At 29.9% G+C, this 23131-nt stretch carries 22 protein-coding genes; 2 read left to right on the forward strand and 20 right to left on the reverse strand.

The annotated features are described in order from the left end of the window. Positions 1-96 precede the first annotated feature (96 nt). The 3 genes from FHK87_RS04040 to FHK87_RS04050 are packed head-to-tail and all read right to left on the reverse strand — an operon-like array spanning position 97 to position 3442. Positions 97-840, reverse strand: coding sequence for a succinate dehydrogenase/fumarate reductase iron-sulfur subunit (locus FHK87_RS04040; RefSeq protein WP_140590105.1), 744 nt, complete (start codon positions 838-840; stop codon positions 97-99). Between the two features lie 13 nt (positions 841-853). Further along, positions 854-2764 carry a fumarate reductase/succinate dehydrogenase flavoprotein subunit gene (locus FHK87_RS04045; protein WP_140590107.1) on the reverse strand — a complete coding sequence of 637 codons (1911 nt, stop codon included), beginning with the start codon at positions 2762-2764 and terminating at the stop codon, positions 854-856. Positions 2765-2773: 9 nt separating this feature from the next. After that, positions 2774-3442, reverse strand: coding sequence for a succinate dehydrogenase cytochrome b subunit (locus tag FHK87_RS04050; protein WP_140590109.1), 669 nt, complete (start codon positions 3440-3442; stop codon positions 2774-2776). Positions 3443-3670: 228 nt separating this feature from the next. Between FHK87_RS04050 and FHK87_RS04055 the strand changes: the two genes are divergently transcribed. After that, entirely contained in the window at positions 3671-4348 is a 678-nt protein-coding gene (locus FHK87_RS04055) for an ion channel (RefSeq protein WP_140590111.1), read from the forward strand. Here the strand turns inward: FHK87_RS04055 and FHK87_RS04060 are convergent, their stop codons facing one another. The 6 genes from FHK87_RS04060 to FHK87_RS04085 all read right to left on the reverse strand — a co-directional run bounded on the left by FHK87_RS04060 (position 4349) and on the right by FHK87_RS04085 (position 10284). Further along, entirely contained in the window at positions 4349-5128 is a 780-nt protein-coding gene (locus FHK87_RS04060) for an SGNH/GDSL hydrolase family protein (protein WP_140590114.1), read from the reverse strand. 71 nt (positions 5129-5199) lie between these two features. Continuing rightward, entirely contained in the window at positions 5200-6144 is a 945-nt protein-coding gene (locus FHK87_RS04065; RefSeq protein ID WP_140590117.1) for an alpha/beta hydrolase, read from the reverse strand. Positions 6145-6185: 41 nt separating this feature from the next. Continuing rightward, positions 6186-8093, reverse strand: a complete 1908-nt coding sequence (locus FHK87_RS04070; protein ID WP_140590123.1) for a DUF1963 domain-containing protein — start codon at positions 8091-8093, stop codon at positions 6186-6188. 39 nt (positions 8094-8132) lie between these two features. Further along, positions 8133-9086, reverse strand: coding sequence for an MBL fold metallo-hydrolase (locus tag FHK87_RS04075; RefSeq protein WP_140590127.1), 954 nt, complete (start codon positions 9084-9086; stop codon positions 8133-8135). 48 nt (positions 9087-9134) lie between these two features. Further along, on the reverse strand, positions 9135-9677 hold the full coding sequence (locus tag FHK87_RS04080; protein ID WP_140590152.1) for a hypothetical protein: 543 nt from the start codon (positions 9675-9677) through the stop codon (positions 9135-9137). Positions 9678-9786: 109 nt separating this feature from the next. Further along, complete coding sequence (locus FHK87_RS04085) at positions 9787-10284, reverse strand: DinB family protein (RefSeq protein WP_140590156.1); 498 nt, start codon at positions 10282-10284, stop codon at positions 9787-9789. A gap of 320 nt (positions 10285-10604) precedes the next feature. Here FHK87_RS04085 and FHK87_RS04090 point away from each other — a divergent pair, with 320 nt between their 5' ends. Further along, positions 10605-11258 carry a class I SAM-dependent methyltransferase gene (locus FHK87_RS04090; RefSeq protein ID WP_140590160.1) on the forward strand — a complete coding sequence of 218 codons (654 nt, stop codon included), beginning with the start codon at positions 10605-10607 and terminating at the stop codon, positions 11256-11258. A 37-nt stretch (positions 11259-11295) separates the two neighbouring features. Here the strand turns inward: FHK87_RS04090 and FHK87_RS04095 are convergent, their stop codons facing one another. The 11 genes from FHK87_RS04095 to FHK87_RS04145 all read right to left on the reverse strand — a co-directional run bounded on the left by FHK87_RS04095 (position 11296) and on the right by FHK87_RS04145 (position 23036). Next, entirely contained in the window at positions 11296-12243 is a 948-nt protein-coding gene (locus FHK87_RS04095; RefSeq protein WP_140590165.1) for a tetratricopeptide repeat protein, read from the reverse strand. 161 nt (positions 12244-12404) lie between these two features. Continuing rightward, positions 12405-13034, reverse strand: a complete 630-nt coding sequence (locus tag FHK87_RS04100; protein ID WP_140590168.1) for a DUF6624 domain-containing protein — start codon at positions 13032-13034, stop codon at positions 12405-12407. A 110-nt stretch (positions 13035-13144) separates the two neighbouring features. Continuing rightward, positions 13145-13906 (reverse strand): hypothetical protein, encoded by a 762-nt coding sequence (locus FHK87_RS04105; RefSeq protein ID WP_140590173.1) that lies wholly within the window; start codon positions 13904-13906, stop codon positions 13145-13147. A gap of 50 nt (positions 13907-13956) precedes the next feature. Further along, positions 13957-14742 carry a hypothetical protein gene (locus FHK87_RS04110; protein WP_140590177.1) on the reverse strand — a complete coding sequence of 262 codons (786 nt, stop codon included), beginning with the start codon at positions 14740-14742 and terminating at the stop codon, positions 13957-13959. Positions 14743-15022: 280 nt separating this feature from the next. Beyond that, a complete protein-coding gene (locus tag FHK87_RS04115) occupies positions 15023-15976 on the reverse strand; it encodes a phosphotransferase enzyme family protein (protein ID WP_226294073.1) in 954 nt (317 codons plus the stop codon). Positions 15977-16182: 206 nt separating this feature from the next. Next, positions 16183-16860 (reverse strand): SMI1/KNR4 family protein, encoded by a 678-nt coding sequence (locus FHK87_RS04120; RefSeq protein WP_140590185.1) that lies wholly within the window; start codon positions 16858-16860, stop codon positions 16183-16185. Between the two features lie 108 nt (positions 16861-16968). Then, on the reverse strand, positions 16969-17562 hold the full coding sequence (locus FHK87_RS04125; protein WP_140590189.1) for a hypothetical protein: 594 nt from the start codon (positions 17560-17562) through the stop codon (positions 16969-16971). Between the two features lie 295 nt (positions 17563-17857). Further along, a complete protein-coding gene (locus FHK87_RS04130) occupies positions 17858-18616 on the reverse strand; it encodes an SDR family NAD(P)-dependent oxidoreductase (protein ID WP_140590193.1) in 759 nt (252 codons plus the stop codon). A gap of 89 nt (positions 18617-18705) precedes the next feature. Then, on the reverse strand, positions 18706-19590 hold the full coding sequence (locus tag FHK87_RS04135; RefSeq protein WP_140590197.1) for an AraC family transcriptional regulator: 885 nt from the start codon (positions 19588-19590) through the stop codon (positions 18706-18708). 56 nt (positions 19591-19646) lie between these two features. Continuing rightward, positions 19647-20834, reverse strand: coding sequence for an aspartyl protease family protein (locus tag FHK87_RS04140; protein WP_140590201.1), 1188 nt, complete (start codon positions 20832-20834; stop codon positions 19647-19649). Positions 20835-20915: 81 nt separating this feature from the next. Then, positions 20916-23036: a DKNYY domain-containing protein gene (locus FHK87_RS04145; RefSeq protein WP_140590204.1), complete on the reverse strand. Its 2121-nt coding sequence runs from the start codon at positions 23034-23036 to the stop codon at positions 20916-20918. Between the last annotated feature and the right edge of the window lie 95 nt (positions 23037-23131).

Raw genomic sequence — 23131 nt, forward strand, 5'->3', positions numbered from 1 at the left:
CTTTGTTCTATACTTTTTCGAAGTTGTCATTAAACAAATATCTAAAAAAAGCTTACAAGGAATTTTATTTATAAAAATTACAAATCAAAGAAGATATTACCTTAATAATTTTGCTTTGGTGTGACGAGCATTCATTTCTGCTATATTTAAGATTGAAATATTTTCTGGACATTCTACTTCACAAGCTCCTGTATATGTACAACTCCCAAATCCTTCTTGCTCCATTTGTTTTGTCATTTTGAGAACTCTGTTATTTGCTTCTGCTTTTCCTTGAGGTAAATTATTAAGGTGGTTAATTTTTGCAGAAGTAAATAGAGCCGCAGAAGAATTCTTGCAAGTAGCCACACAGGCTCCACAACCTATACATGCGGCAGCATTCATTGCTTTATCCGAAATCTCTTTAGGGATCAAGATAGCATTAGCTTCGGGTGCTGTTCCCGTTTTTGCGCTGATATAAGCGCCTTGTTCAATAATACGATCAAAAGCAGAGCGGTCTACAATTAGATCTTTAATCACCGGAAAAGAAGCAGCTCGCCAAGGTTCTACTATTATTGTATCTCCATCTTTAAAGCTACGCATATGTAATTGACAAGTGGTAATATGATCATGAGGACCATGAGCACGACCATTAATAAAAATCCCACATTGACCACAAATCCCCTCTCTACAATCATACTCATAAGCAATTACTTTTTCACCTTTGAGAACCAATTGTTCGTTAAGATGATCCAAAGCTTCTAGAAAAGACATATCCTCTGTGATACCGTCTACTTTGTATGCTTCAATCTTACCTTTTGTTTTTGGAGAATTCTGTCTCCATATCTTAAACGTAATTTCCATCTTTACTTTTGTATTACTTATAACTACGAACTGTAGGTGTTACATTTTCGAACTGTAATTGTTCTTTGTGTAATTTAAAATTACCTTCATTATATTCCCATGCTGACACATAAGAGTAATCTTTATCTATTCTGAGGGCCTCACCTTCATCTGTTTGATATTCTTCTCTAAAATGTGCTCCACAAGATTCCTCTCGTTGTAAGGCATCTGTACACATTAATATTCCTAATTCTATAAAATCTGCAAGGCGATAGGCTTTTTCTAACTCTGTATTCAATTCTTTATCATGGCCAGTTACTCTTACATCTTTCCAAAATTCATTTTTTAATGCTTTGATTTTATCAATTGCTTGCTCTAATCCTTTTTTATTTCTACTCATTGCGCACTCTTGCCACATAATTTCACCTAATGCCCTATGAAAATGATCTACAGTCTTACTTCCCTTAACATCCAATATTTGTTGGATACGTTTTTTTGCCTCGTTTTCAACTTTTTCAAATTGTGGATGGTCAATAGTCACAGTTTCTTCTTGTAGCGCATTCGCCAGATAATTATTTATTGTATTTGGTAAGACAAAATATCCATCAATACTGGCTTGTAATAATGAGTTTGCTCCTAAGCGATTCGCACCATGATCAGAAAAATTACATTCACCTACAGCATATAATCCCGGGATAGTTGTCATCAATTCATAATCTACCCATAGTCCTCCCATAGAAAAGTGTGCTGCCGGAGAGATTTGCATAGGTTCTTTATAAGCATCTATACCTGTAATTTTTAGATACATTTTAAATAAATTACCATATCGATCTTTTATTGTTTGTAAGCCAAATGTATTGATGGCATGCTTAAAATCAAGATACACTGCATTTTTAAGTCTTCCTACACCATACCCGGCATCTATACGCTCTTTTGCTGCTCTTGAAGCGATATCGCGTGGAGCCAAATTACCAAAACCGGGATAACGACGTTCTAGGTAATAATCTCTGTCTTCTTCAGGAATATCATTTGCTTTGCGTGAATCTGCCTTTTGTTTTGGCACCCAGATTCTTCCATCATTACGTAACGATTCTGACATCAAAGTAAGTTTAGATTGAGACTCGCTAGTTTGTGGTAATGCTGTTGGATGTATTTGTGTAAAACTTGGTCCTGCAAAAAAAGCTCCTCTTTTATGTGCTTTCCAAATTGCGCTTCCATTACAACCTATTGCCAATGTTGATAATCTAAATACTCTAGAGTATCCTCCTGTAGCCAACACAACGGCATCTGCTGCGTATTTCTTAATCTCTCCGTTACGTAAATCTCTAACAATGATCCCTTTTGCCTTACCATCAATAACCACCAAATCCATCATTTCACTACGTGGGAACATTTTTACTTTATTCAAATTGATCATTTTGTAAAGCTGAGAATATGCAGCCAATTGTAATTGCTGTCCTGTTTGCCCTCGTGCATAAAATGTTCTTTGTACTTGTACCCCACCAAAGCTTCTGTTTACCAAAACACCTCCATATTCTCTCGCAAAAGGAACTCCTTGTTGTACATAATGATCAATTAGTGGAGCAGATAATTCTGCTAGTCGATACACATTGGCTTCTCTAGACCTAAAATCACCTCCTTTTAGTGTATCGTAAAACATGCGCCAAACGCTATCACCATCATGCTGATAATTTTTAGCCGCATTGATACCACCTTGCGCCGCAACAGAATGGGCTCTTCTCGCAGAATCCTGATAACAAAAACATTGTACATCATAACCTAGTTCTGCCAGAGTAGCAGCAGCACCTGCACCAGAAAGCCCTGTGCCTACGACAATTACATTGAGTTTTTTCTTATTTGCAGGATTGATCAATTTGGATCTGATCTGATAGTTTCTCCATTTATCTTCTAATTTCCCTTCAGGTATTTTTGAATTTAATATCATAAACCTTTGTTATTTAAAATATACAACCAGAGGTATTATACCAAAACCTATAGCCATCAAAGCGCTATAAACAAGGGATATTCTTGCAATAATGCGTGTCCACTTTTTATGATAAAATCCCAGAGTTTTGAAACCACTTTTAAGCCCATGGTTAAGATGTAATCCCAACGGAATCATTAAAACACTGTACAATAACACATAATATATATTCTGAAACAAGCTATATGTGACCTCATATACATCTAAATGACCAGATGAATCAAGTGCTACATCTTCTCCTATCCCTAACTTAATTCTTGCCCAAAAATTAGCCAGATGTATTACAATAAACAGTAGAATAACAACTCCTATTAGTCCCATATTTTGAGAAGTCCAGGTACTGTTTGCTTTGGTATTATTGACAATATATTTCTGTGGTTTTGCTTTTTGGTTACGAATCGTAATCAATAAGGCATAAATGGTATGAAATATAATAGAAGCATATAGCAAATAGGCAACTATCTTAATCAACGGACTTTCTCTAAGAGTTGTAGAATATGAATTATAGATTTGTCTGGCAGTTTCTTCCGGTAGTACTAAAATACAATTTGCAGAAAGATGTACTATTAGAAATAAACATAAAAAAAGTCCTGTACTTGCCATAATCGTTTTCCTAAAAAACAATGTATTTACGGCCATGTTTTGATTTCTTTTATTGGTTGTATATGGTATATAAATTTAGCTCTTCAGAAAATAATGTTGTAAGAAGAAAAGAATAATTTTTTGTTAAAACACTATCTTATAATCAATACAATAAAATCCATTTTAAATCGATTTGTACGAATACTTTTTAGAATATTTATCCATAAAAAATTATTTATATAGTTTTGAATATATTTATTATACTGTTGAAAGTACGAAACTATTATGATAGAAAAATTATATCAGTATCGTTTTGAAATTTTCTTTTCCAGTCAAATTTCAATTCTTTTTGGGTCACTACTATTTTATTCTCCTTTTTTTGAAGGAGTTGTTACTTCTCTACTACTTTTGGTTAATCTTATTTCAGGAATATTATTGATATCGAATAAGAAGCCATTGATGTGGTTTTTTATTATTTTATTGGCCTCAGCCGGTTTAGTTTTTAGTGCAAATCTAATTGATCAAAAACACATTAAACCTCTTTATTTTTTAGATATAGCTATACATTTTCTTTTTTATATTGTAGTCACTATCGAAATTATCAAACAAATTTGGGAGACCAAAAAAGTTAATAGGAGTACTATTCTGGGATTAATGAGTGGTTATATATCTTTAGGACTAATCGGTTTTTTTATTTGTATTAGTATAGAAATATCTTCTCCTGGGTCTTTTCAAGGCATTAATACTGCTCTAGAAAACCCAGAATTACTTACCGAAGAACTACTATATTACAGTTATGTAACACTTTTGACTATCGGATATGGTGAAATTGTACCTGTCACTCCTTTATCTCAAAAAGCTGCTATCTTGATTAGTTTATTGGGGCAGTTCTATCATGTGATCCTTACCGCCATTATTGTTGGTAAGTATTTGAATAGTAAAAATGAGAGCGAATCAAAATAGTTAGTTTTTTTGAACTAGCTTGTCATTATATATTGTATTCGCCATATCTTTTGCCCAGGTTTGATATGCCAATTTTGAAGGATGTACACCATCGCTAAAAAATGCAGACTTTGGTGCTTCTATCTTCATTTTTTTTATCCATCTCTGTAATGTGATAACCTCATCAATATAATATACATTATCATACTTTTGTACTATCTCATTTAATTCTTTTCCTAAAAGTTCTACCAAATTACCGATTACAAATTTGATTAAGGGTGTAAATGCAGGAAACTCTTTGATTGGAGGCATATTACAAAATACAATAGTCGCAAATGGAAATTTTAATTTTAAGGCAGTGATAAGCATAGACATATCTTTTCGCCATGTATTTGGTCTATTCAAGGTAAAAGCATCATTGCCTCCTAGTCCTACAACGATTATATCTGCATGAGATTCTTGTATTTTAGGAATAATTTTTTGGTGCACTCTTCTAGCTGTATAGCCACTACGAGCATATACTTTCCAATCGACATTTGTACTCAAACGACTTGATAGTTCTTTTGCCAAAGTACCGGTAAAACCTTCTTCGTGAGTCTTAACTCCCACACCTGCGATTGTACTTTCTCCAATAGTGAGTAAATTAAGCGTCTTTTTTGAATTTGCATTAGTAGTACTACCCTTAATGCCCTTTGCTTCTGGCAATTCTGGCACACTAGCTTTTATTTTTTTTCCTTGAAAATACATCAAAGGTAAAAGAGGTATCGATAGTATTACGCCAAAAATGTATTTAAAATTCATATCCAAAAACATCTTTAAAATTGACAATTATAATTTTCATAATGAAATATTTTTGATTCATCAACAGTATACTATTTTGAATACACAAATCTTAGACCGTTAGTGAAACCAACTCCAAAAATAGTTCTATGAGTTTCATTATCTATAACTTCGGATTTTATATCTAAATCTTTGAGTTTTTTTGCTTTCAACAATGCTATAAAAGTAGTTTGAAGGTCATCTATTCGCCCTTCAAGCTCTCCTGAACCCATATACAGTTTGGTTTGATTAATATTTAATTCTTTGTGCTTTACCTGAGATATGAGCAGATTACTTTTATACCATAAAGAAGATCCCAGCAAAATATATTTATTAAATAAATGAGATTTTTCTAAAAGCACATATGATCCAAATAATCCACCATAAGAGTGTCCATACAAAGCTCTGTCTTGTTTTTTTACATTAAAATTTCCTTCAATAAAAGGAAATAATTCCTTTTCTAAAAAATCACAAAATTCTGAAGCCCCTCCTGTAGGGTCTGGCTTTTTAGCTCCTCCTATTTTTAATTTATTGTCTTCTACAGGGGTTAGATCTCTACTTCTTAATTTATAAAAAGTTTTATAATCGGTATCATAAGCTATCCCAACCACAATTATTTGGGGAATTAATTTGTCTTTAATTAATCTTTGCACAATATACCCTACGCCTCCAAAATTTGTCTCTGCATCAATAACATAGAGCACGGGATATTCTTCTCGACTATCATCTTTATACCCTCTGGGAAATTGAATTTTTATCTTATACTTCTGCCCATTAAATTTTGAAGTAATCTCTTTTACTGTTGTATTGGGTAATGCAACACTAGTGTTATTTTTCTGATATTCAATGGTTTTGCTTTGCTCTTTTGCTTCTTTTAATTGTTTTTCAAGAAGTTCATTTTTAATTCTCAATGCATTAATTTCTTTACTATCATTTTTACAGCCAGTAAATACTAAGACAAGGAATAGTATTATGATATGTTGGTATTGTATTTTCATATTTAAATTACATCTGCTTACATAAAATACATGAAGCTTCTTTAACTACTTTCTATACTAGCAAAAACTCTTGAAAAATCTTTTATTGCTAAATCTTTTTTATGGATACAATAGGTTAATGTTCCCGCATCCCAAAAATTAAATTCACCGGTACTTTCCATATTCAACAATACTATCCATTCTGAAGGTTCTCCTCCAAATCTTGCTGCTGCAAGTTCCTGTGGAGATTCATGTTGTGTAAACACATGACTATTGATACTATGAAAATGTAATGGTATGTTTGGATCACCTGATGACAAAGGAGAATCAATCACATTTTCTAAACTTTCTATACCATATTCTAAGTCATCAATTATATCTTCGTTACTCTCGTCTTCAAAAAAATCAGCATACTTTGGATACCGTTCACTACCATGATTATACAAATTATAAAATATTGGTATAGAAATTCCATTCTTAAAACTTATACGCACCGCTTCTCTAATATTGTTATCCAAATTACTATCTGTAAATTCAGTATTTTCATCATATTGGTAGCGTAATAAATCTTTTACATTTTCGGTATATAGTACTATTGGTTTTTGGGCATATTCTTCATCATTAACAAAAAAATATAGCATCCCTTTTCTTGGCAAATATTTTTGATATGAAGAAGCCTCTTCGCAATTGATCTGTGCATGAAAGACATAAAGACTACCTTTATTACTTTTGGGATGTTCCCATGTTTTTGGTAAATCAGGGTTACCGCCCACTTTTGATGCACCAACAGCTATATTTTTATCTTCTTTATCAGGCATCAAATAGGTAGCCATAGTAGTGTAATCCAAAATCAAATCTGAACATTCTGTTACTTCCGGAATACTCTCAATCGCATTTTTGAGTTTTATCTTTTCTTCCGGATAATAACTCAAATCAAATAATGATTCATCTATTGGATCAGGATTATTACTTCTATAACTGGTATCCATAAAAAGTTTTTGATATTTTCGATCAACTTTTATACTGGGAACAGCAGTAATACTTTTAGGAATCTTTTTAAAGTAATTACCTTCTATATTTATCATTTTTAAATTAGGTGTTGTTCCTATACATTCTGGTAATTCTATCAATTTATTATATCTAAAGCTTAAATCAGATAGAAGTGGTAACTCACAAATTGAATCCGGTATTGTTTTTAGTTGGCTGGATTCTATACATAGTTCTTCTAGGTTTTTAAGCTGGTTGACTTTATCAGAAATCTGATGAATTGAACTACCGTAAATCCTAATGGTATGTAATTGTACTAAAGAAAAGAGAGTATCGGGTAGTTCTTTTACATTAAATTGTGTTTGACCTCCTATCCAGAGGTCTTCCAGATTTTTGAACGTTAATAATTTTTCTGGAAATGCATCAAAAACGCCTTTACCAATAGCTAACCCGTATACTTCTAGAGGATTTTGTTGTAATGCTTGATTCCAGGTATATTGTGTACGAGGCGGTAACAAATCTTTCGGAATAAATTTTTTCAAAATATCTATAGGAATACTACAATCTTCGCTCCGGTATTCGCTTCTTAGCTCTCCTTTGATATGCACATATCCTTTTTGAACATCTATAACTCCATAAAATTTAAGGAGTTCAGGAAAACCATATACTTCAAACCCAACAGCAGTATCACCATAAGGACATTTAATTTGCGTATTATACTTTCCTTCAGGTATAACCAAGTCGTGATATGTAGTGAATCTAAGCCAGTCAATATGGTGGTTATTATCAACATCGGGATTGTTTAACATCCCATTGTGTAAATCTTCAGTAAGCTCCAAAGATGGCGTAAGTATATTGATCCTTAATTTACCTTTACGTATTAATACCTCAGTATCTAAAGCCCCTTTGAGATAAATAGTTCCTTCTACAGAATGGTTTGCAAAACCTACATTTATAGTATTAACCTTACAGTATTCTTTCATGATATGAGTTTAATTTTACAATACCTTTCTATGTCATGCTTATTCATTAGAAACTAAAGCCGTTTCAAATTCTTGAATCAAAGTTGTAACATCATCTTCTTTGTATCTTCTAGAAAAATGAACGGGTATGGCCTCTACAACTTCTGATAGCTTCATGATTTGTGCAGATATAGAAGCATAGCTATGATAATTTAATTCTGCTTGTTCCTTATCTTCATTTTTATAAAAACTTTCTATGTACACTTTATTACACTGATAAAAATGCTCTTTAATTTTAGTATGATTTGGCTCATTAGCTGCATGATCCATAATGATTCCAAGAGAATCTCCTTTTTGTACATGCAACATATGAAACAACTCTTTTGCGATATAACTTTTATCTCTTATTATAATCTCTTGATGTGCCGCATTAGTTAAGAAAGCTTCTTTGAGTGCCGCTATCCATTTTCCACCAGTGAAATCTGTAGTACTGATATCTATTTTTACAGTATCATTTTCTACAAACTTGTAGGCTATCGAAGGTATTTTATGATCTAATATAACTGCTGATACTACAAATGATTTTTCTTTAAATATTATGTTATCTTGAATTTTTGTAATCTTTTTTAACTCCCAATATGGTGGTTTGATTTCATAAACAAGAATATTATTTTCTGATAATATTTCTCTGATTTCATAAGTGATTGCATCTTCATTGATCAAATTCCAGGTATATCCTTTTATTTTTAACTGCACATGTTCTGCAATCCCTTTTGGCCCACAGATTACTACTCGTCTTTGTATCCCAATTTGATGCCTTAAAATAGTATCAAAATTCACAAAATGATCTATATGGGTATGACTTATAAATATTGCATTAGTATTCTGAATCTCTTTTACTGTTAAATCACTAGCATCACCACAATCACAAATGTAATTATAAGGGTGATTATCAATTTTGATCAAAATTGAAATATCTTCATATGTTTTACTTTTTATTTCTGATTTAAACATTAGCTATTTCATATAATAGAGTTATTACAATCCTTATTATTCATCTTACTAGTTTATTTTCTTTTCTTTTGGCTCAAAATAATATTGATCTCTATGATAGCTCCCACCCGCAAAGATGAAAATATTACCTCCATTTTCATATAGCTTGTCAATGACTAGTTCATTCTTTTTGGTCATACCTATTCTTACTCTGTCAATGTGTACATTACTGTAGAGAATTGAAAAAAACGGAGGAATTTCTATTCTTTGTTTTATAAGATACGCTTCAAAATACCCTCTTTTTGTGAATTTCCCCTCAAAATAGCTTGTTTTTGCCCCAGTCTCGTCAACATAAGATAGTTGCATTTGATTTTTTTTGGGAAAACTTATGCTAAATGAATCGGTGTTTGCATCGTATATATTAAATAGACTTAATATTCCTATCTCACTTTTAGCTTTCTCTTTGTATTGAAGTATATAAGATGTATTAGCAAAAGTGCCTGAAAAATTAGAAGTTATCTTTTGTTGGTGTTCTGAACTGATCTTTAATCCTGTTCCGCAAGAGCATAATAAAAATAGGCAGGATAAGAAAAAAATATGTGTCGTTTTCAATATCAAAAATCTTAATAGCAAACAATTTTTGTATGCTTTTTGTTTGTTAAGTTACTAAATAACGAATTGATCTATGATTCTCAAACAACATTCGATTATAAATTACTTTTTAAATACTTTTATCAACTACTTCTTCAGAAGTTAATCCAAAAATCGGTGGGGTTTGTACACCAAGAATTGCTAAGTACATATATAATTGTCCTCTATGGTGTACTTCGTGCTCTACCATTGCCCGTAACCATTTCCAGATAGAAATTTCAATCCCTGCTGGTGTCATACATTTTTTCATTAGATCTTGTTGAGGGATGTCCAAAAATATTTTTGCAGATTCTTGATGCATATCTTTATAATACTCTATAACATTTTTATGTCCTTCTGCAAATTCTATCCCACATCCGTTGTATTTACTTTCTTTGAATTGTACATTTTCTGCATACATATATCTTTCAATATTTGCCAAATGTCTTATAATATCACCAATTGTAAACTTATTGTCTTGATAAGACCATTCTATTTGATCTGCCGGTATGTAATCAAATAGCTTTACTGTTCTTGCTTTTATCTTTGAGTAATACCTCATAAAACTTTGAACATCTATAATTTCCATCTTTGCATTATGTTTTAAAATGATGATTTGAATTACGTGGTTACATTTATCGATAGATATCCAGATTCATGGGTTTGCCATCTGCGATAAACGTTTATTCGTCATTTAACCTTTAATAAGGTCTTACTTCTATAAAAATACAATAACGAATTGATTTGCAAGACAACTAATGTTCTTAAATCAATATCATTAAAAATATGTAATTGTTTTCAGCTATATAAATTCACTTTATTATTCATTATTTTCTTCAAAAAAATTATACCTGTTATAATTTATATATTGCTTCAAATATTTTTTGCACTGATGATATTAAAAGATTTATGAAAAAGAAAAAGAAGCCTTGGCCAACTAAAGATGCAATGAAACAGATTTATGAAATGAAACTTTGGGGTGGTAATACCTTTGATTTCTACTCTGGGACAGGATCACATGATCCTGAGATTGTGAGCCCATATCTAGAAGTTGTCATCTCATTTTTAACTTCTTTTAACTCCCCTATTACTGTTTGTGATTTAGGTTGTGGAGATTTTAATGTCGGAAAAGAATTAGTAAAATACACCAATAGATATATAGCTGTAGATATAGTACCTAATCTTATACAATACAATAAAGAAAAATTTAAGATCAAAAATCTAGAGTTTCATTGTTTGGATATAGCAACAGATTCTTTGCCTAAAGGAGATTGTGCGTTGATAAGACAAGTATTACAACATTTATCAAATATTGAAACACAAAAGATAGTCCAAAAATTAGCTGATTTCAAACATATCATCTTGACAGAACATGTACCCGAAGGGGATTTTATACCTAATAAGGATATTATATCCGGACAAGGGATTAGATTAAAAAAACAAAGTGGTGTCAACTTATTAGCTCCTCCATTTAATCTTGAAGTTAAAAAAGAGAGACAATTATTATCGACCACTTTACCTAATCATAAGGGAATAATCGTTACCACGCTTTATAATCTTTAAGACTTTATTGATGAATGTATAAAATGATTGAGTTAAACTAACCAGCTTTCAAGTTTTCTATTTTTATTTTGTATTCAGAAATAGTATCTAAATAATTTTTTGATTTTTCTGACTTTTCTATTCTAGATAACTCAAAAGAAGCTTTATCTACATTTTGTAAATCGATATAAGCTTCTATTTTATGAAACAAGTATACTATATCCTTAGTTTTATTGTACTGTATTTCTGTATTTTCAAGAAACATCGTATACACTTCTGCTTTACTTTTTTTATCTCCTTTCTTATCATATAGTTTAGCCTTGTGTGTGAGTAAATAAGAGTTTTCTGAATCTTTTTCAATTGCTTTGTCTAAAAAAATCAATGCGTTATCAAGTTCGCCAATTTTTTCATATGATTTTGAAATACTTAGATTAATCGTTGCATATGGATTAAAAAGATCATCTTCAAAATCTTCATCACTATTATCTAAAATTTCTATTGCCTTTTTAAGCACTTTTATACTATCATTATATTCTCCTAAGTTTGATAAAAACGTACCGATATCTTCATATACTTCATGAATATCTTCTTGCTCAGGAAAATTGTCTATTTGAGTATAAAGATGTCTTATATATGCCTCTAAAATTTCATTTTTATTTTTGAATGTATTAATCTCATAAAATCCATCCGAGCGTTCGTCAAAATATTTTGATCCATCATACAGTAATCTATTTAACTCGCTAAACAACAAAGATTTTTGTTTTGTGATTCTAATATTTTTAGGATCTAGTTGTATCGCTTTATCAATAGATACTAAGGCATCATCAAAATCTTTATTAGCTGATTGCATCGTTGATAACATTGCCCAACCTTTGATATTTTCTGGATATTGCTGTAAAAGTTCTTTAAATAACTCAATGGCTTTAGGATATCTATCTTCATTATATTGATGATAGATTTTTTCTGCCTTTTCTAATAGTTCTTTTTCTGTTTTTTTGTTGGACATAAACTATGAATGATATGGATTCGTGATCATTCAAATATAAATATTCTTATATTTTTAAGCTTGTAAACTTACAATACGATAATACTACAAAAACACATGTGCTTACTATACACTTTCTAATTATTTTTATGATGTTGATGATTTAAAAACAATTAATCATATCATTTCTGTTTTATATTCCATACCATATTTTTTGATTTTGCAAATTCTTGAATAGAACTTAATCCGATTTCTTTTCTCCGTTTATTAATCAATTCAGGATCTTTTATATCATAAAACTGTAACTTATTTTCATCATCAGACTTAATTGCAGTGCCATACATTTGTAATCTATTTGAATTAATTAACATCCAATCAATTAGACTAGCATAGTGATTTGCCCGAGACTCTTTATGAAGCACAGATTCTTTAAGTAACGGGGCATACTTTTCTTTAAGGTGTAAAGGCCCGTGTTGTAATACTGCCCATTGTGCGGTATTTGCCAAACGTCCTACTTGAGAAATTCCGAGCCAACCATAAGTATCTATAATAAGAGAAAGTTCTTTTTCTAATACTTTATCTTGGCCTTCTACAATTTGCCAGAAATATTCCATTTCGAAAGAATCTTTGCCTAATTTTTTTTCTGCTTCTTTATATATTTTTCTAAAGGCCTGATCTTTTTTAAAGAGGGTCTCTAATTGAATTTTCAGTGTGTCTAACTGTTCTTTAGATGGTATCTTATATTCTGAATTGATTTGAGAAAATATTGGTAGTGTTACGCAAAAACATATTAAAAGAAATGAATATTTCATATCTAAATTTTTAAAGTGAATTCAAATATAACTAAATTTTTAGTTAAAACTAAGAATTTAGTTATATAAGATATATCAAATCTGTTAAGTGCATTAATTTGTGATCAATTTTATTCTGATTTATCTTCTTTCCAATAAAGATCTACAATGTCAAATGTTTTATTCTTTTGATTGAGTTGAAATTTGATTGCATTTCCCTTCAAACAGTGTTCTGATTCATTTTTAGACAACAACCAGGAAGAAACTAAAACTATCTGGTCATCACTAAAATCATAATCATAACCTAGTTCACTTTCTTTTAATAGTTTAATACATTGTTTGGAAGTATTCGAAAGTAATTTTTGATCAAATTCACTAAACCAATTGATCATTTTTGTGGGAGTAAGTCTACCATTTTTGAGGCTAAATGTTCTAATATCATTACCATCCCCTACAATATCATTTGTAACTACAAAGTAGTCATCCTCACCAAAATCGTACGCAGACAATGTCCAAAACCCATCTACAACTTGAATTCCGATCGTATTTGGTTTAATATATTTAATCGTATTAAACATTTCGGTCGAATCGACTAAATGATCATACTTTTTTATATATTCAACGGTCTTTACCCTATCTTTTTTGCTCCATCCCCAACTTCCCATCGTTTCGTCTGGTACTATTTTTAAAATCTCAAGTATATTCTTGTTCTCAGAATACTTTATTTGTACTGTATCTCTGTATTGAGATTGACTAGTGCTCTCTGTATTCGACGAATTATTTTCTGAGGTTATTTCTTTGTGAGAAGCATCCTTGTTTGACTCATTAGTTTTTGTTCCTAACTGACAAGAATACACAAAAACTGAACATAAAATTATTTTTAAATACTTCATTATGTTAATGTATTTATGAGTATACTATTAAGTGAATATAAATAGCTTTTTTATTCTGTTTGATATTGTAATCCTACGTTTTCAGGCTTTTTTAAGTCAATCCAAAAAATATCAATAGGTTCATTTGATTCTATTTGTCCATTCTTGTTTTTATCTGCTTTGGCAAATACATACATAAAATCATTTGCAGAATCATATTCTGAACCTATAACAGAATATTCTTTGGGAATAAGGTTCCTTTTGTTTTTTCCGTCGATATCAAAGTAATAGAATCTCCTTAAATCTTTTACATTTATAAACCCATCTTTATTTGAATCTTCGTCATATACTGAAACCATATAGTATTTTCGATGTACGGGCTCAAAATTTAGAGTATCTTTTGAAAATGCAGGATAATAAAACGTTTTTATCAAAACAGGTTTATCGAATAATTTATTTTCTGCTTTAGTTTCATTATTGTAATGAGAGACATTTACAAAATTATATCCATAGACAGCCTCAAACCCCGGCATAAAATTATTATTCCAATTATTGCCTTCTTCATCGTTGTCTCTCCATTTGGTATGATAAGCGTTTGAACCGGTAAAAGGTTTTTTGGTTTTTTTATGGTAATTCACCTTATATATAGGTGTTATTCTATGTGTAGGGTTTTTTGTTAATAAAACATTTCTAGGTCTTGTTTCCAGTTTTAACGAATCAATATTGAGCCCAACAATTTTATTTCCATTTTCGTCTTCTGAAATTTCACTTACTTGAAATCCCTTTTTTTCTATTTTGTCATTAGAGCAACCTATCAGAAAAATCGCCAAAGTAAGTATTGTAATTATCTGTTTCATTGATATGATTCTATTTTTATATATGGTTATTTTACAATGTGTTCTTAGAAAGTTTACTTGATAATCGAGATGTAAATGCTCCGAGGTTCTTTACTTAGCCTCTATCTTCATTGATTGTTTTGTATTTCTTTTTACTTTCTGCTGTAAGATAAGAAATCGAAAGATTTTCAAGACTATTAACTGCTAAAAGAAATAGGTTCAATCTTCATCAATTATAAAGTTAATAGATAAAGTGCTTTTTCTATTTTTGTTAATATGCCGGAAGTGTCGAGTTTATTAGTTATGCCTCTATAAATGACTTTAATTTTGACTTCCCTTTTTTTATAAATTCTTCAAAGTCTCCTTCTAAAATTAGTACATAATTTAAAAAGTTTGCTAATCTTGCCAACATTAATATTTCTATATCACTATCCTTATATTCTTTTATTGGATTCACCTGAAGATAACCTTCCAGAACTCTATCTTTTACCAATTTATATGAGAATCTTTTATCTTCTTTATAGTAATATAGCATTATGGCCAGCTCATGTATTCGAGGTCCATATATAGCATCTTCAAAATCAAGTATGGATAATTTTTCTTTTTCTAATTTAATATTCCATGGATTGATATCTCCATGAAGTAATTGTGGGGGTTCTTGTATATAAATTCGTTTTAACTCAGTATCTAGTATTGGTATTGCATGCTCTATTACGTCTATAAATTCTTCATCTACCTTTTTACTATTTTTCTTCTTTTTATAGTTTGGTTCTTCATCTCGAAAATATAAAACTTTATCCCATTTTTTTGGTGTTATACCTTCGGGTAATTTAATATTTTTCAATATGAGATGTAATTCTCCCATCAATTTTCCCAAATTAATAAAAGCTAACTCACTTTCATTATCATTCAAATCCTCACCTTTTAACCATTTAGTTACGCTAATCCTTCTAGGGTTTGTAAATACAGCATCTTGATAATACGTAAGCTTTTCTCCTAGTCTATTTGTTATTATTTCGGGCGCTTGAATTGTTCCTTTTTCTTTTATCGCATCTAGAATTAATATTTCTATTTGATTATCATCTTCATTACTTGATGCTTCTTCATATATTTTTAAAGCATATTCCTGTTGATGAGAATCAACAACCTTATATATAGTTGATGTTTCTTTTGCGAAGAAATTTATAGACGAAAAAGTTCTTTCATATTGATGTAGTGCTAATCTTGCAAGTTGATCCAATTCCTTTTGTTCCACTTTTATCGATTTAGATTTTAGAGAATGTGTTGTATATATGAGTTGTAGTTGAACAAATCGTTACACAACTTTTAGTTTTTATATTGAGATCATGGTATTATGTGTAGCTATTGCAAGTTTCAAAAATTTAAAAGTTTTTATTTCTCAAACATCTCTTTTACTTATTTAAAAACAAACCAACATAAGTCAAACATTTAATCAAATTCTTATTCTAATCTATTCAATCTTTCTTCTAGTTCTCTTTTTCTTTTTAAAAACTCTTTTAAATGTATTTTCCCGAGGCTTTTGTCTTTTTTTAAAGTATCTAGTTGCTGTAAAAGTTCAGTTTTTTCTTTTTCTTCTTTTGATAATGTAGGAATTTTAATAGTTCCATTTTTCACCTGATATTCATAAATATCATCATCTATGTCATATGTTTTATTCAAAACCTCATCAAGTGTGTTTCCTAAAAAACATGTGTCTTCTTCAAAACCGATACAACTTGCATGAACACCACATATTATAGGTTTTTTGTCATTTCCTGAAAATTTGTATCCATAAAAAGTTCCTCCACCATTAAATGCGATAGGTAGTATATTGGGTGCATTTACTAAAAAACCATAATTGATATAAAACTCTCGTATGGTATTGATATCAAAAAACCCAAATTCTCTGTCTTTATTTATAATAGCACCCCCATTAGAATAGCGTAAAAGTTCGATATATTCATTTGGTAATTTGAGATCATCAGGTATTTTGAAGTCTTTATGAGTTTTACTATCATCATTATACTTCTTGTAGAATTCAAATTCTTCTTCTGTACAAGGTTTTGTAAAAAAATCAAATGGAATATCCTGATCCAATCCTTCATTTTTTGATTGTATATCATACTTATCAAACCACATTACAACCTATTTTAATTACTTTTTACTAGTTTTATTATCAACAACTTTCACTCCAAAATTCTTACACAAAACAAGTTTTCTCACCTACACAGCTTTAGCTTATAGTATTTATTTTCTCTTGTTCTTCATTTTATCTCTATGTTCATAATACAGTTCTGAACATCTTTCTGCATAATTAAAATAGACTGCTTCTTCAAAGTTGTCTAAATATATTTTATCAAAATACATTTTTGTTTTTATTGTAGGGATTTTAATCAATTCTCCTTCTGAGTTATTACTCTCAAGATCAAAATAATTCCAATCCCCCAGATAATCTCCTGTCAATAAGTTCACACTAGATTCTCCACTACCATCATTGGCAGCATTGCCAAACTCATATCTACTCATCCCAATAAGTCTAATTTTCTTTAACCGCTTATCATATCTAAATTGATTTGAATAGCCAGCACGCATCCAATGGTTCTCAAAATAAAATCCATCTCTTGCATCTTTTATTGCAGATTCTAGATTGAGTATTTCTATAGGTTTACTCACTATTTTTTTGAACTTTTCACTAGATAAAACACAGACAATAGTTGCGTTATCATGATCGACAAAGACAGTATCGATAATACCATCAAAGTCAATGTCTTTTTCGAGTTTATGTTGAGCAGAAACAGTAAAATTTATTACAATCAAGACTATCCAAAAAAAGTGTTTCATTAAGATTTTGTTTTAATTAATACCAATTTCTGTATCTCTCCAAACTCATTCCATCTCTTAAAGAGTCTTATATTTAAGAAATTTCAAAAATTCTCTTTTAATATCAGCAATATAAGAAGTGGTTTGAAAAAACCTAACAGTTTTGTATCTGAAAAATAGCATTTTTAGGAAACTATCTTTTCATTATTAAAACTAAAATAATAAAAAAGTGCAAAATGTTGAATCTTGCACTTTTTTAGCAATTTTTTGATTATTATACTATAACTTATGACAGGACGAACAGATTAAAAAACACCTATCCTATCAATAGTGGATTAACATTGGTTCCCCCATCTACATTAAATTCGGCACCTGTAATAAAAGAGGCTTTATCAGAGGCTAGAAAAGCTACCATTTCTGCAATTTCCTCAGGCTGTCCATATCTTTTTAGAGGAATTCGATTTTGCATCATATCTCCCAGTCCTTTGAGTTGCTCTTCTGACATTCCTGTTTTGCCAAAAATGGGTGTAGCAATTGGTCCGGGATTAACAGCATTTACTCTAATCTTCCGGGGCGCCAATTCTGTAGCTGCTGTTCTCGTATATGAATTTAATGCAGCTTTTGAAGCGCCATAAACAGCCGTATTCGGCATACCTGTATAGGCATTGATAGAGGATAAATTAATGATGCTACCACCATCATTAAGTATGGGCAAAAATTTCTCAATTGTAAATACTGCTCCTTTAAAATTAATATTCATGAGGTTATCAAAGATATCTTCTGAAATTTGTCCTATCGGTATCGGAGAGAAAATACCGGCATTTACAAATAAGACATCAATCTTCCCAAATTCGCTTTTTATTTGAGCAACCGCATTATCAATAGCAAATAGGTCTGAAACGTCTGCTGTAACTCCTTTAACACCAAGTTCTGTTGCTGCAATTTTAATTTTTTCTGTCGAACGGCCTATAATAATTACAGTTGCACCATCTTCTTTAAATTTTTTGGCTGTTGCGTAACCAATACCACTATTACCACCTGTAATAACAGCTATTTTCTCATGTAATGTACTCATCTTTATATTTTAATTTATTCAAATGTTATTTGATACAAATATCTGAGCAGATCACCTTTGTATAATTATCAATTTATTTTTTAAGATAGTCAATCTCTAATCGAGTTGATTTTTAATTTTTCTTGAAATTGTAGTGGAGTCATTTTGGTATATTTTTTAAAAAAGCGAACAAAGTTAGAAGGTTCTTTGAATCCCATTTTAAAAGCAATTTCTTGTGATGTATATCTCTTTTCTGAAATGTTTCGTTTAATTTCTAATAATAACCAGCCATCTATAAATTCTTTGGCTGTTTTATTTGCAATTTCTTTGCAGATCTCGTTCAAATAATTATAAGATACATTTAACTTTTCTGCATAATCTTTTGCATTATGTATTTCACTATAATGTTTACTAATTAGCTCTTTAAATAGGTAGAAGTTTTTAAATTTTTCACTGTCAAAAAAAGTATGTTGCTTACAAGCAAGTCGTTTGATTTGAAATAACAACGTCATAAAGGTAGAATGAATAATTTCTGACTTTAAATTAACATCTGTATCCTCAAGTAAATTTTCGATTAACTGTAAAATAGGGGTTAACAAAGCAATACTTTCTACACCTATTTGAATAGTTGCAGTGTGAAAAATCTGAAGAAAATGAAATAGGTTTTTATCGCTTATATTTTGAGTAATAAAGTGCTCTTCAAATCCAATCACACAGCCTTTTACAACCAGGTTTTTATTAAATGAATGAATTTGTCCTTTTCTTACCGGTAGAATTGTTCCGGGAGATAACACTTCCTCCTTAAAGTCTATAGTATGTTTGCTTTCTCCCTCAAATACAACAATCAATGCATGAAAATCAATGCGGTGTGGTTTTGATACATCAAAATTACCTTCAGAAACCCGTTGATACAACTCTTGAATTGAGATGTACTCAAAAGGAATATTTTGCGTTGCGAAGCGTGAAAAAAGAATATTTTCTATTTCATTTTGCATAAACTATTTCTGTTTATTTACACAATGCTTTGTCTATAGTATTACAATTATCCATTTTAAATCAAAGGTTTTAAATGTATTGTTACCTCTTGGACTTGATGATCTTGTTTAAATTTGATAGTAATTACTTTCCCATCCTGATGCAATAACTTTCTTAACTGTGTTAAAGATGTATTTGATGTTTTTACATTATCGATTTCTATAATTTCATCGCCGACTTTGAGCTTAGAGTTTGCTACCTCAGATTTTGGAATTATATAATCAACTATAATTTTTGATCTATCAGAATTCAATTTTAATTTCAATCCAGAATGTGAAATTTCAAAAGCTTCATTCAAAAATCTATCATTCAATTCCCAATAGCTCCTTTTTCTTTTATAATCAAAAGTAATATTGAATTTTTTAAGGATTTCATTTCCTATAACGCCGGCTATTACTTCATTAGCGAACACTCCAACATCAGTATTATATATGCTTGCCGGTATGTTTGCATATTCATAATCTAAAATCTTTAGCTTATGAATTTTTCCAACATATACATTCGCCACATTAGAAGAAAAACCGCTAGCATTATTAGGATATGTTTTACCTATACTACTTCTTAAATTATTTCTTTTTGAAAAAGGTGATGTAAATGCCAAAGCAAGACCGGCTCCATTATCTAAAATGAATTCTTCTTTTATATACCTTCCTTCTTTTAAAGCAATTGGAAAAACCGCCGTAGGAACATTACCCAAATCAATTTTAACCATTTCTCCATCACCTTGATACTTAAAGTTTTTAGCTTTAAAAACGACTAACTCAAAATCGTCATAATCAATTTCAACGACATACTTTTTTAAAAAATCATACCCAATTATGCCGTCTAAATTTCTACCAAATTTTTCCTCTAAATGACTAAGTGGAGCACTTTGCAAATCAATTTTATCCAATTTTATGGTCTTGATTCTTATTTGACTATTCTTAATTATTTTTGTTATTACTTTTCCTGATGCTCCTGTGTTTTCTGAGGTCTTACTCGCAATTAAGCCAAGTTTTTCTGCCGTTGTAGTATTGATAACTGTTCCTCCGGCGCCGGTATCAAATACAAATTCTAATGATTCTGATTCTTCTATTTTCAGTTGAATAAAAATATGATTTCCTTCAAGTTCAAATGGGATTTTGGTGATAGGTTCGGTATCTTTTTGTGCATGCATAAACGGCATAAAACAAAATATGCTTACTAGTAATATTATTTGCTTCATAACTCCTTATAATAATTTAATAACACTAAATTTTACTTTGTTTTTCAATTTTTCTGAATAATTAGTTACCTACTAACTTCTTTATTTCAATCCTTCTATTTTGATGAATTCTATATTTTCAGTATGCTTACCTAATTTACCATATTTATCACTGAAATCGAATAATTGAATTTTTGTTAGGTTTTTATTGAATTTACCTAAAAAATTAATCCCGTCATTTCTTGAAAATTTTATTAAATTATTCTCGATTGTATACTTACCTATTGATCCTTCTTCTTTGCTAAGCTCTACATTCTTTAAATTAATTATATCTATAAAATCCCAGATTGTTGTTGTACATGTTGCTGTAATTCTAATAAACATTCCGTTTGAGTAAAATCTATAATAATTTTTTACCTTATTACAAGTATTATTTTTATGATCGATTTTAATTTTCGTTGTTACATAAACCCCATTTTGACGACAGCTATTTTTAGCTTTTTGATTCGATATTTTCCAATTATTTCTAAGCTTTTTGCCTAAATGTCTAATCGTAACATTTTCTTGAAATTTATTTGAAATTTTAACAAGCCAATAGCCTTCAAGGTTTTTAAAAAGATAATAATCAAAATCTTCGGGAACACCACCTACCCCACAAAACAATCCATTAAATTTATAGATTCCTATTAACGATATGTCTTTACTGCTAATTATTTTTTTATTATAGTAATAAATATAATTTTTATCCTTCAGAAAAATATCGAATACTATTCCTAAGGTTTTATTATCAATACCTTCTACTTTAATTAAGCCTTTATTTTGCTTAAAGTAATATATATTTTCAATATCTTTAAACAGATATATAGACGATTTTTCATCTACTCTTTTAAATGTATCTGCATCTGCTATTGTTTCTTGATCTTGAAAATAAATTTTATCATTGTTTTTATATAATAGATCGGAGTAAAATTCTTGATCTAAGACTTTTTTTTCTATTATTACATGATTACCTCCTTTTTTGATGTTTAGCTTACTTTCTTTTGCTAACTGAACTTCTTTTGGAGTTAAATTTTCAAAATAAAACTCTAAATAATGGCCCAAGCATGCTTGTTGTTCATAAATCACATTTCCATAATCATCTAAAAATATACTAGATTCACTTATAGGTATTTTATAATTAAATGGGATTTTTCTGAAACCTACACCATTTGTATTTCTTCTATAAGTTCCATCATAAACACCATTTTTGTCATAGAAATATTTACTCCCTTCTAATACTCCAAAAGTTTTGGCGTCAATACCTTTTAATATATGGTCCCTAAAAAAAACATGTTCACCATCTGATACATAATATGCTCTACTATGACCGCTCCAAACCTTAATATTTTTTAATTTTTCTTTTTTTATGGGTAAGGGTACAGTAGGTGTTTCCAAATAAATATGATTTTTATCCATCATATAACAACCACGATATTCTTTAGTCCCCAAAAGTTTAAAGGAGTTAACATCTAACTGTGATAGATTCATGAATACACTATCATTTAATCTTAAAAGATGTTTGGCAGTTCTAAAATAATTATAATGCCCTATAGGAATTATTTTTTCGTTGTCATAAGTAATAATTTCTCCTTTCAGATAAGAATTGTTTTTATCATAAGCGAAATCATTATAATATTCATTTTTTATTGTTTTGGGGTCTGCTTGTTCTATTTTTGTTTCTTTATAATAAACATTGTTGTCGTCTTTAAAATAAACATTATATTTTATTGAGGTTAGATTGATTAATGTTGATGGGTCAGAAAAAACTTTTAATTTTTTAGTGTTTTTATAAACTGCATTTTTTGTTTTCCAATACACTTTTTTATTTTCGTCTAAATAGCTACCATCAAAGCCTATAATTTTAAAATCCGTAGAATTTGTTTTAATTTTTTTTCCTCTAAAATAAACAGCATCTTTATCTAAGGCGAAATAATTTTCTACGTTATCTTCTGGGATATGAAATGAATTCATATCTGGATATAGTTTTTTTTGTGTAGTGCAATTTGTAAATAAAACGAAATCTTCATTCACTGTATAAGTATCTTCACGAGTATATCTACATAATGTTGAAGAAGGTACTTTTATGTTATTATTTATAGTAGGCTCTTCTATTTTTAAAACTTTATTTACTTGCGAAAAAGATATAATGGGAAGTATACATAATATAATAAGATATTTTTTCATTCCATAATTTTAATAATGACTACTCTATTAAACATTTACATGTATTTACAATTGCTTGTGTTAGATTATTTAAAACTACAATATCCATTCGTTTT

Source organism: Aquimarina algicola, assembly GCF_006443095.1.
In the GTDB taxonomy this organism is placed as follows: Bacteria; Bacteroidota; Bacteroidia; order Flavobacteriales; family Flavobacteriaceae; genus Aquimarina; species Aquimarina algicola.

Excerpts from the sequence above, each read along its gene's own strand:
- FHK87_RS04040 (WP_140590105.1), bottom strand. The coding sequence starts at position 840 with ATGGAAATTACGTTTAAGATATGGAGACAGAATTCTCCAAAAACAAAA.
- FHK87_RS04045 (WP_140590107.1), bottom strand. The coding sequence starts at position 2,764 with ATGATATTAAATTCAAAAATACCTGAAGGGAAATTAGAAGATAAATGG.
- FHK87_RS04050 (WP_140590109.1), bottom strand. The coding sequence starts at position 3,442 with ATGGCCGTAAATACATTGTTTTTTAGGAAAACGATTATGGCAAGTACA.
- FHK87_RS04055 (WP_140590111.1), top strand. The coding sequence starts at position 3,671 with ATGATAGAAAAATTATATCAGTATCGTTTTGAAATTTTCTTTTCCAGT.
- FHK87_RS04060 (WP_140590114.1), bottom strand. The coding sequence starts at position 5,128 with ATGAATTTTAAATACATTTTTGGCGTAATACTATCGATACCTCTTTTA.
- FHK87_RS04065 (WP_140590117.1), bottom strand. The coding sequence starts at position 6,144 with ATGAAAATACAATACCAACATATCATAATACTATTCCTTGTCTTAGTA.
- FHK87_RS04070 (WP_140590123.1), bottom strand. The coding sequence starts at position 8,093 with ATGAAAGAATACTGTAAGGTTAATACTATAAATGTAGGTTTTGCAAAC.
- FHK87_RS04075 (WP_140590127.1), bottom strand. The coding sequence starts at position 9,086 with ATGTTTAAATCAGAAATAAAAAGTAAAACATATGAAGATATTTCAATT.
- FHK87_RS04085 (WP_140590156.1), bottom strand. The coding sequence starts at position 10,284 with ATGGAAATTATAGATGTTCAAAGTTTTATGAGGTATTACTCAAAGATA.
- FHK87_RS04090 (WP_140590160.1), top strand. The coding sequence starts at position 10,605 with ATGAAAAAGAAAAAGAAGCCTTGGCCAACTAAAGATGCAATGAAACAG.
- FHK87_RS04095 (WP_140590165.1), bottom strand. The coding sequence starts at position 12,243 with ATGTCCAACAAAAAAACAGAAAAAGAACTATTAGAAAAGGCAGAAAAA.
- FHK87_RS04100 (WP_140590168.1), bottom strand. The coding sequence starts at position 13,034 with ATGAAATATTCATTTCTTTTAATATGTTTTTGCGTAACACTACCAATA.
- FHK87_RS04105 (WP_140590173.1), bottom strand. The coding sequence starts at position 13,906 with ATGAAGTATTTAAAAATAATTTTATGTTCAGTTTTTGTGTATTCTTGT.
- FHK87_RS04110 (WP_140590177.1), bottom strand. The coding sequence starts at position 14,742 with ATGAAACAGATAATTACAATACTTACTTTGGCGATTTTTCTGATAGGT.
- FHK87_RS04120 (WP_140590185.1), bottom strand. The coding sequence starts at position 16,860 with ATGTGGTTTGATAAGTATGATATACAATCAAAAAATGAAGGATTGGAT.
- FHK87_RS04125 (WP_140590189.1), bottom strand. The coding sequence starts at position 17,562 with ATGAAACACTTTTTTTGGATAGTCTTGATTGTAATAAATTTTACTGTT.
- FHK87_RS04130 (WP_140590193.1), bottom strand. The coding sequence starts at position 18,616 with ATGAGTACATTACATGAGAAAATAGCTGTTATTACAGGTGGTAATAGT.
- FHK87_RS04135 (WP_140590197.1), bottom strand. The coding sequence starts at position 19,590 with ATGCAAAATGAAATAGAAAATATTCTTTTTTCACGCTTCGCAACGCAA.
- FHK87_RS04140 (WP_140590201.1), bottom strand. The coding sequence starts at position 20,834 with ATGAAGCAAATAATATTACTAGTAAGCATATTTTGTTTTATGCCGTTT.
- FHK87_RS04145 (WP_140590204.1), bottom strand. The coding sequence starts at position 23,036 with ATGAAAAAATATCTTATTATATTATGTATACTTCCCATTATATCTTTT.